The organism is Haladaptatus sp., from assembly GCF_049589095.1.
In the GTDB taxonomy this organism is placed as follows: Archaea; Halobacteriota; Halobacteria; order Halobacteriales; family Haladaptataceae; genus Haladaptatus.
The window spans coordinates 1-8,493 of record NZ_JBAWAC010000588.1; the positions used below are offsets into that span (position 1 = coordinate 1).

General features: G+C 61.4%; 10 protein-coding genes and 1 pseudogene. 8 read left to right on the forward strand and 3 right to left on the reverse strand.

Going from position 1 to position 8,493, the window contains the following annotated elements:
* The 8 genes and pseudogenes from WBV42_RS18240 to WBV42_RS18275 form a co-directional block, all read left to right on the forward strand.
* A pseudogene (locus WBV42_RS18240) lies at window positions 1-297 on the forward strand (NOP5/NOP56 family protein); the annotation flags it as partial.
* The gene (locus WBV42_RS18245; RefSeq protein ID WP_423987288.1) at window positions 294-929 is read left to right on the forward strand and encodes a fibrillarin-like rRNA/tRNA 2'-O-methyltransferase; all 636 of its coding nucleotides are present in this window, start codon (window positions 294-296) and stop codon (window positions 927-929) included. The pseudogene WBV42_RS18240 and the gene WBV42_RS18245, both read left to right, overlap by 4 nt.
* Window positions 930-974: 45 nt before the next feature.
* Window positions 975-2,045, forward strand: a complete 1,071-nt coding sequence (locus WBV42_RS18250) for a glutamate--cysteine ligase (protein WP_423987289.1) — start codon at window positions 975-977, stop codon at window positions 2,043-2,045.
* A gap of 45 nt (window positions 2,046-2,090) precedes the next feature.
* Window positions 2,091-2,696 carry a winged helix-turn-helix transcriptional regulator gene (locus WBV42_RS18255; protein WP_423987290.1) on the forward strand — a complete coding sequence of 202 codons (606 nt, stop codon included), beginning with the start codon at window positions 2,091-2,093 and terminating at the stop codon, window positions 2,694-2,696.
* Window positions 2,697-2,746: 50 nt separating this feature from the next.
* Window positions 2,747-3,595 (forward strand): VOC family protein, encoded by an 849-nt coding sequence (locus tag WBV42_RS18260; RefSeq protein ID WP_423987291.1) that lies wholly within the window; start codon window positions 2,747-2,749, stop codon window positions 3,593-3,595.
* A 180-nt stretch (window positions 3,596-3,775) separates the two neighbouring features.
* Window positions 3,776-5,407 carry an AAA family ATPase gene (locus WBV42_RS18265; protein WP_423987292.1) on the forward strand — a complete coding sequence of 544 codons (1,632 nt, stop codon included), beginning with the start codon at window positions 3,776-3,778 and terminating at the stop codon, window positions 5,405-5,407.
* 106 nt (window positions 5,408-5,513) lie between these two features.
* The gene (locus WBV42_RS18270) at window positions 5,514-5,723 is read left to right on the forward strand and encodes a hypothetical protein (protein WP_423987293.1); all 210 of its coding nucleotides are present in this window, start codon (window positions 5,514-5,516) and stop codon (window positions 5,721-5,723) included.
* Complete coding sequence (locus tag WBV42_RS18275) at window positions 5,720-5,920, forward strand: hypothetical protein (RefSeq protein WP_423987294.1); 201 nt, start codon at window positions 5,720-5,722, stop codon at window positions 5,918-5,920. Before WBV42_RS18270 ends, WBV42_RS18275 begins: the two co-directional genes overlap by 4 nt.
* Here the strand turns inward: WBV42_RS18275 and WBV42_RS18280 are convergent, their stop codons facing one another.
* The 3 genes from WBV42_RS18280 to WBV42_RS18290 form a co-directional block, all read right to left on the reverse strand.
* Window positions 5,921-6,583, reverse strand: coding sequence for a bacterio-opsin activator domain-containing protein (locus WBV42_RS18280; protein WP_423987295.1), 663 nt, complete (start codon window positions 6,581-6,583; stop codon window positions 5,921-5,923).
* Window positions 6,584-6,621: 38 nt separating this feature from the next.
* The gene (gene kynU, locus WBV42_RS18285) at window positions 6,622-7,872 is read right to left on the reverse strand and encodes a kynureninase (protein WP_423987296.1); all 1,251 of its coding nucleotides are present in this window, start codon (window positions 7,870-7,872) and stop codon (window positions 6,622-6,624) included.
* A gap of 55 nt (window positions 7,873-7,927) precedes the next feature.
* A partial coding sequence (locus tag WBV42_RS18290; protein ID WP_423987297.1) for an NUDIX hydrolase occupies window positions 7,928-8,493 on the reverse strand: 566 nt, incomplete at its 5' end.

An 8,493-nucleotide genomic window follows, 5' to 3' on the forward strand; every position in this document is an offset into this window, starting at 1 on the left:
GGTGGGCTGGAATCGCTGGCGAAGATGCCCGGCGGAACGGTACAGGTACTCGGCGCGGAAAACGCGCTGTTCGCCCACCTGCGCGGCCACGCCTCGTCGCCGAAGCACGGTATCATCTACACGCACGAGGCCGTCCGGGCGGCCCCGCACGACCAGCGCGGGTCGGCGGCGCGCACGCTCTCGGGCAAGCTCGTCATCGCCGCGCGGATCGACCACTACTCGGGCGAACCCAACCCCGAGCTGAAGGAGGAACTCGATCGACGGATGGAAACGATTCACTCGCGGGGTGGGAAATGAACCTTCCAAACGGCGTCGAACGCCACGATTTCGGGGGCGAGGAGCGGCTGGCGACGACGGGAAGTCCGGTCTACGGTGAACCGACCGACGGCGACTGGCGGTGTTGGGACGCCCGGCGCTCCAAGTTGGCCGCGATGCTGGAACACGACATGGACACTGGCCTACGAGGCAACGAGACGGTTCTCTATCTCGGCGCGGCCAGCGGGACGACCGTGAGTCACGTCGCCGACTTCTCGGGACCGACGTACGCCGTGGAGTTCGCACCGCGCCCGACCCGCGACCTGCTCGATGCGGTCGAAGCGCGCGAGAACCTCTTCCCGCTTCTGAAGGACGCACGGAAACCGGCGAACTATGCTCACGTCGTGGAGTCCGACGTGGACGTAATTGTCCAGGACGTGGCGACGCGCGGTCAGGCACGTGTCGCGTGTGAGAACGCACGATTCCTTCGGGAGGATGGCCGACTCTTGCTGGCGATCAAAGCCAGAAGTGAGGACGTGGCGAGCGACCCCGAATCGGTGTTCGAGGACGCGCTCGAAACCCTCCGCGAACGGTACGAAATCCTCGAAACGCGGCGACTCGAACCGTTCCACGTGGATCACCTGGGAGTCGTCGCGGTTCCCCGGAAGACCTGACCGTCTCCGGAAGTATTTACGTGTGTGGTGGCTAACTCTCGAAAAATGGATTTGGGTTCGGCCGAGAATTTCACCGACATGGGCACGCTCGGCGTCGAAGAGGAGTTCTACGTCGTTGACGACCGAGGTGTCCCAACCGCGGGTACCGACGAACTCGTTTACGAGACCGCCCCGCCGGAAATACTGGAAGGGCGACTGGATCACGAACTGTTCAAATGCGTCATCGAGACACAGACGCCGAAGACGACGCCGTCAGACGTTGAGGACGATGTCCGTGCGGTTCGGGAGGCACTCGTCGAACACGCGAGGACGAACGGCTACGGCATCGCGGCGGCGGGACTCCACCCCGGCGCGAAGTGGCGCGAACTGGACCACGCGGAAAAGCCGCGATATCGCGCACAGCTGGACCGAATTCAATACCCGCAACACCGCAATACTACGGCGGGTCTGCACGTCCACGTCGGCGTCGACGACGCGGACGCGGCCGTCTGGGTGGCGAACGAGATTCGCTGGTATCTCCCCATCATGCTTGCTCTGTCAGCCAATTCTCCGTACTGGAACGGCTACGATACGGGCCTGCAGTCGGCACGAGCGAAGATATTCGAGGGGCTGCCGAACACCGGCATGCCGACGGATTTCGAGGATTACGAGGCGTTCTCGGAGTTCGAGCGAACGATGGTGGAAACAGGGTCGATAAACGACCGCGGCGAACTCTGGTACGACGTTCGCCCGCACTCCGGCCACGGTACGGTCGAAGTTCGAACCCCGGACGGGCAGGCCGACCCGGAGCGCGTGCTCGCGTTCGTGGAGTACACCCACGCGCTCGTCACGGATCTCGTGGAACGCTACGAGGACGGCGAATCGGGATACCGACACCGCCGCGAACTGCTGGACGAGAACAAGTGGCGCGCGCTCCGCTACGGGCACGACGCGTCGTTCATCAATCGTGACTGTGACGGAGAAATCTCGCTCGGCGAAGTGGTCGAACGGGAATGTGACCGTCTCGGTGTCTCCGGAATCGGCGAGATCTTCGACGGGGAAAGCGGTGCGGCGCGTCAACGACGACTCAACGAGCAGGAGAGCTTCGAGGCGCTGTGCGAATCGCTTCTGTTGTAAGCAAGTTTTTTACCCGCTACCGACTTTTGTCCTTCTGGGAACGACATGTCTGGGGACGACACTGACAACGAACGAAACGAGATCGAGGATACCGGCGACGAGATTCCCGTCGATACGAGCGGTATGGACGAGATGGAGGAGGGAGACGAGGAAAAACCACTATCGCGTGGTCGCAAGCGCCTCAACGAAGAGGCCGACCGTGCGGTCGAAGGGTTCGACCAAGGAATCGTGGACCTCCTTTCGTGGGTGCTCGATACGGAGACCCGCGCCCGAATTTACGTCTACCTCCGGCAGAATCCGGGAAGCACGAGCGAGGAGATCGCCGAGGGAACGGGGCTGTACCCGAGCACGGTACGCGAGTCGCTCGCCGAACTCCACGAGGAGGAAAACGTCGCGCGCGAGAAACGCGAGAGTTCTGGTGCCGGAAACAACCCGTACGAGTATACCGCAATCGCACCGAGCGAACTCGTCGGCGGCATCGTGGACCAAGTTCAACGGGAACTCAATACCGTGTTCAACCTCGACGACCACCTGAACGACGAGGTGTCCGAAACGGAACCCGTGAGTATCGAAGTCGAGGACATTTCGGACGAACCGTCCGGCGACCACGACGAAGATGCGACTGGAACCGACGACGAAGACGAGGAATAAACCGCTCGTTTCGCAAGAGCCACGGTCTTCTCGCCCGTTCGTTCCTTCGGATGACTGGGACGGAGTTCGAAATAGTTCCGGAAACGAGGGTCGGTCGTGTCGCGCTACGCGTCACCGACCTCGACCGAACGAGCAGATTCTACGAGAGTGTGATCGGTCTCGAACGCCAACGTGAGAGCGGTGGAATCGTCGTTCTCGGCGCAGGAGACCGTCCACTGCTCGAACTCGTTGACGATCCAGACGCGTCGCCACGAACGGCACCCGAGACGGGCTTGTTCCACACGGCGTTTCTGGTTCCATCACGACGGGACCTGGCCGACGTACTCGTGCGTATCGAGGAGAAATGGGAGCTAAGCGGTGCGTCCGACCATCGCGTGAGCGAAGCACTCTACCTCACGGACCCGGAAGGCAACGGCGTCGAAGTGTATCGTGACCGCCCCCGCGAGGAGTGGCCGACCGACGGGGACGGCCACGTCGAGATGGACACGCTTCCGCTCGATATCGATGAACTCCGAACGGAATCGACGGGGAGGGGGAAGGCCCCACCGGAGACGGTCGTCGGACACGTCCATCTCGAAGTATCGTCGATTCCCGCCGCACGGGAGTTTTACGCCGGGACGTTGGGGTTGCGAGTTCGGCAGGAGTTCGGCCCGTCCGTGCTCTTTCTCGCGGCCGACGGCTACCACCATCACGTCGGCGTGAACACGTGGAACGGCCGGAGTGAACCGGCGACGGGACGAGGCTTGGCGTGGTTCGAACTGTTGGTCCCCGACCGGAAGTCACTCGAAAGGATACGGGAGCGTTGTATCGAACGCGGAATCGGCACGACGCCGACCGAACGTGGGTTCGAAGTATCTGATGCAGATACGATTACTGTTCGACTATCCATTATTGACTGATTTAAGACCATTCCGGTTTGTCTGCCACATTAAATCCGAATTTTAGCCCTCATAATGCCCAAGATGTGTTTCAACAAAAGTACGCTGTATTCCGTCTGGTAGTAGAATCGCCCGTAATGCTAGAATTTCTACAAGTCCATCGGCGTATGATTTATATATCCATTCTTGGATGTGCACAGTATGAGTGATTTCAGCAGCGGGAACGAAGTGCTCTCACAGTCCGAGAGTGGGGTCACGATCGAAAAATCGTTCGACGGCGAGGAGTTCGCCGTCCCGGCGATTCGGTTCGAACTCCGGTCGGACCACGACGACGCGGTGACCGTGCGCATCACCGATAGAATTCCGGACGAGTTCCCGATGGACAACGTCGGATTTCACCCCGAGTACGAGAACGAAAACTGGACGGCCTACAAGCACCACCGCGTCCAATTCGAACGGACGCTCGAACCGAACGAGTCGCTGACGACGGTGTACGGGATTCGACTTTCGAACTGGTCGGACGCCGAGGATTTCCTCATCGAACCGGAACTCGAAGAGGTCACGCCGGTCACCGGCGACGCCGAACCCGACGGCGAAGAGCGCATGGAGGAACACACCATCACGGACATCGTCTCCGAGGACAGCAGCCAGGTCGTCCGCGACGTCATCGCGGGAGAGGGTGGACTTCCGGGGCTAAACGACGACGCGGACGAAACCGAAGCGTCGGACGAACCCCCGGACCCGCTCGCCGACGTGGGAAGCGATCCACTTGCTGATACCGTGGCTGACCCCCTCGCGGATTCCGAGGTTGACCCGCTTGACGACGCCGAAGCTGATCCGCTCGACGAGACGGTCGAGACGAATTCCGACGCCAGCACCGACGAGGACGATTCCGAGGTTCCCGATGACGACGAAGACAAGGGCGAGAGCGATTCCTTGTTCACGGATACGGTAGACGAAGCGGACGAATTCGAGGCGTCGGCTACCGACGACGATATCCTCGAAGCGCCGGTCGAGACGACCGAGGAACAGACGGCCTCGCCGCCGCGTCCCGGAAGTGTCGCCGCCGCGCTCGCCGACGAGATTCGCGCAGGAGAGGTCAACTCCGAGGATCTCTCGCTCATCCAGCAGGAACTCGATTTGGACACGCCCGAGAGCACGAACGTCCGAATCCGTCACCTACAGTCGCGGGTGGACGACCTCGCGGCCTACACGGAAGCGCTGGAAGAATTCATCGACGACAACGGAACGGCAAAGACCCTCATCGAGGATTTCGAGAGCGAAGTCGAATCGGTGCGCGAGGAACTCGGCGAGATGGGCGACGATATCGAGAGCGCGAAGGACGAAGGCGCACAGGCCCGCGCCCGCGTCGCCGACCTCGAAACGAATCTCAACGATCTCGAAACGGGGCTTCAATCCGACCTCGAAGACCTCGAATCGGACGTCGAGGAGTTGGACGATGTCGGCTCGAACCTCGAAGGCCTCGAATCACAACTGAACGATCTGGAGGACCTCGTTGCGACGAACACGCAGGAAGCCTCGGCCTTGGACGACGAACTGGAAGACCTACGGGACGACTTCGGAGCGATCGGGTCGATCGAAGCGGAGATCGAAGAGCTTCGAGATGACTTCGAAGCCGTCGGATCGCTCGAAGACGAAATCGAATCGGTCTCGAACGACGTGTCCGAACTTTCCGATTCCGTTTCGGCCGCGGAAACGCGAATGGACAAAAAGATCGAAACGCTCCGTGCGGACATCGAATCCATCGAGAGCGAGATGAAGGAACTCAACGAGTGGCGCGACCAACTCGGATCGGTCTTCGGCGGCAACTGATTTCGATTTCGGTCAGTTCTCGAACGTAACCCCTCTTTATCCGCTTGCTGAGGCAGGCATGAGTCACCTCCGACGGGAGCCACTTCGTTTCAATAGAGGTGAAAATATGACTACGATGTCGGTGGGAGGGACTCCGGGAGAGACGGACGACGAACGCCGATTGTACGGCGACCCACAGCACGAGGTCGATGCTGATTCCGACCCCGAGCGACTGTACGGTACACCCCAGCACGAAAGCGAAACGGCCACGGGCGGAGTCACAGACCTGTGGCTCGACTGTCTCGCCTTTCGGAAAAGCGTCGAGGAGCGACGATGAACTCGCAACCGCGCCGGAACGGGGACCAGGTCGAGGGGTGTCGGACCTGCGCCACGGACACTCCACACACCGTCAGTATCGAAATCCGCACCGAAAACGAGCAGGCCGAACACAGTTCGTTTTCACGTGAGCCGTACCGAATCAGCGTCTGTACGGTGTGTGGCGAGGAAACCACCCGCCGGATGAACGACGCCTGATCAGCTCCGACCGTCGTTCGGCGACACCGCGAGCGCGTTTTTCACAAGGCTTCGATGCCCACGGCGGAGTCGCTCGGACACCGCCTGATGGGAGATACTGAGGTTGTCCGCGAGATCGTCGGCCGTCGACCCACGTGGGACGTCGTAGTACCCCCCTTCGAGTGCCATCATCAGCGTCTCGTGTTGCTCCTCGGTCAATCCGTACAGTCCGTGGCGCGTGTCGCTTATCTCGTAGATGTTTCGTACGTCGATAGAGAGACCCGTGTCCTGACAGAAATCGTACGTCGCCGACAGCGAATTGCGGTCGGGGAACAGGATTCGAAGCCGCCAGCGGTCATCCTTGCCGTGTAGGTTCAGGATGGTCGCTTGTTCCTCGACGAGGATGTGGATGACGACGTGAATCTGGTCCACCCAATGCATCCGATATAGCCGTTCATCGTCGAGATCTTCGATGAGGGTGAGTTCCTCGACGCTCCTGTCCTCTCGGAGCGCCGAATCCAGCGCGTCCATGTCGTCCGCCGACACCCAGAGGTAGGGCATGACGTGGTCGGAATCGTGTGCCGCCACACGAACCACGTCGAATTCGGCGTTCGAGGTACGCTCCAAGGCAGTTCTGAGCGCGAACTCCTTCGCGGGGAGTTCTATTTCCGCTATCGTACTCATACGAAAACGATTGCCAGCAACCGTAATACGTCCTATGGCTACGTGACACCACCACTGCGACGATCGAACGACTCGTACTCCCCCGTCTCGACGATTTCGTGCAGGTGTTCGTTCACCCGCCAAACGCCCCGAAAACGGACGTACAGCGGTGCCGGACAGATCCGAATCACGTTCGGCGGGCGGAAATCGACGACGACGCCGCGTTCCTTGAGCGCCTCCCCGATTCGGTACGCCTCCTCGTGTTCGACCGCGACGTGGCCACCGCGTCGTTCGGGGTCGCGCGGGGTTCCCACCTCGTACTCCGGAAGGTCGTCGACGAGTTCGATGAGGTACTCCGTGAGCGCCAACGATTTCTCGCGTACCGCATCGATGCCGACCGCCTCGAACGGTTCGAGCGACCCCCAGAGCGGTGCGGCGCTGAAGACGGGTATCGTTCCGATCTGCCACGCGCCAGCATCGTCGGCGGGTGTGAACGTCGTCTCCATCTCGAACTGGGTTTCCTTGTCGTGACCCCACCAGCCAGCCAATCCGGGTTCGGTTCCGAAGTGACGCTCGTTGACGTACAGGCCAGCGACCGCACCCGGCCCGGCGTTCAGGTACTTGTAGCTACACCAGACGGCGAAATCCACGCTCCAGTCCGAAAGCCGGTGGGGGACGGCCCCGACCGAGTGAGCGAGGTCGAACCCCGCCAGCGCGTCGTGGTCGTGTGCTGCCGCGGTCAATCGCTCGATATCGAACAACTGGCCGCTCCGGTAGAGCACCGATGGCATGAACAGGATCGACGTCTCGTCCGAGAGCGCGTCGATAACGTCCTCTTCCTCGATGGTACGTCCATCCCGGCTTTCGACCACGACGAGGTGTTCGTCCGGGTCGAGTCCCAGATTCGCCATCCGCGCTCGAATAGCGTAGTGGTCGGTCGGGAAGTCGAGTTCGTTGACGACGACCTCCCCGCCGTCGTAAAACGTCGAAAACAGCGCGTGGATGTTGACCGTCGTGGAGTTGCCGACCACGACTTCGCGTTCGTCCGCACTGACGAGCGGCGCGAGGCGGTCGCCCAACCGCTCGCCGTAGTGGAACCAGTCCGGGTCCGCGTCCGTCCAACCGCGAATACCCAGTTCCCGCCATTCCTCGATCGCGTTTGATAGCGCTCCCTCCGCATCCGTCGAGAACACGCCGAGCGAGTTCCCGTCCATGTACAACTCGTCGTCCGGCACAACGAACCGCTCCCGGAGGTGTGAGAGCGGGTCGGCGTCGTCACGTCGTCTGGCGTCGTCGGCACCCGTATCCATACCTGACGTTTCGGCGACGAGCACTTGATTGTACGCGCACCGGCGACCCGTCCGCCTACCACCACCAGCGCTGGACTTGGGGCTCGATGAAGTCGAGGACGTTGTCCGGGCGAGAATCGAACCACTCGGCGTCGAGCACACTGTCGCCGACTTCCAGTTCGCCGCCGACGCAGACCCCCGAAAAGAGGACGAACAGCGCGAAGATTCGCTCGTCCGAATCGGTCTCCGTCGAGATTTCCTTCCGCCGAACGCCGAGTACGTCGGTCAGGCGACAGTGGAGTCCCGTCTCCTCGCGTACCTGACGGTGGGCCGTCTCGGAGAGCGTTTCGTCGGGTTCGTGGCCGCCACCGGGGACGCCCCACGCGTCGGGTACTTTCGGGTGCCGAATCAGTACGACTCGGTCGTCCGCGTCCGAGACCCAGACGCCAGCGGAGCCGAGCCAGCCGTCCTCGGCCTTCTCTCGGCCGTGTTCGAAGTAATCGGGGTCGTTTTCGACTCGCTCGTCGTGGACGGGGAACATGCCGTATGCGTGTCGAAGCCGACGGAGGCTGTCCGTCGTCGCGTCACGGGTTCGCACTTCGAGTGACATGATTCCCCTTTCGAAGGCTGAAAGTATAACTC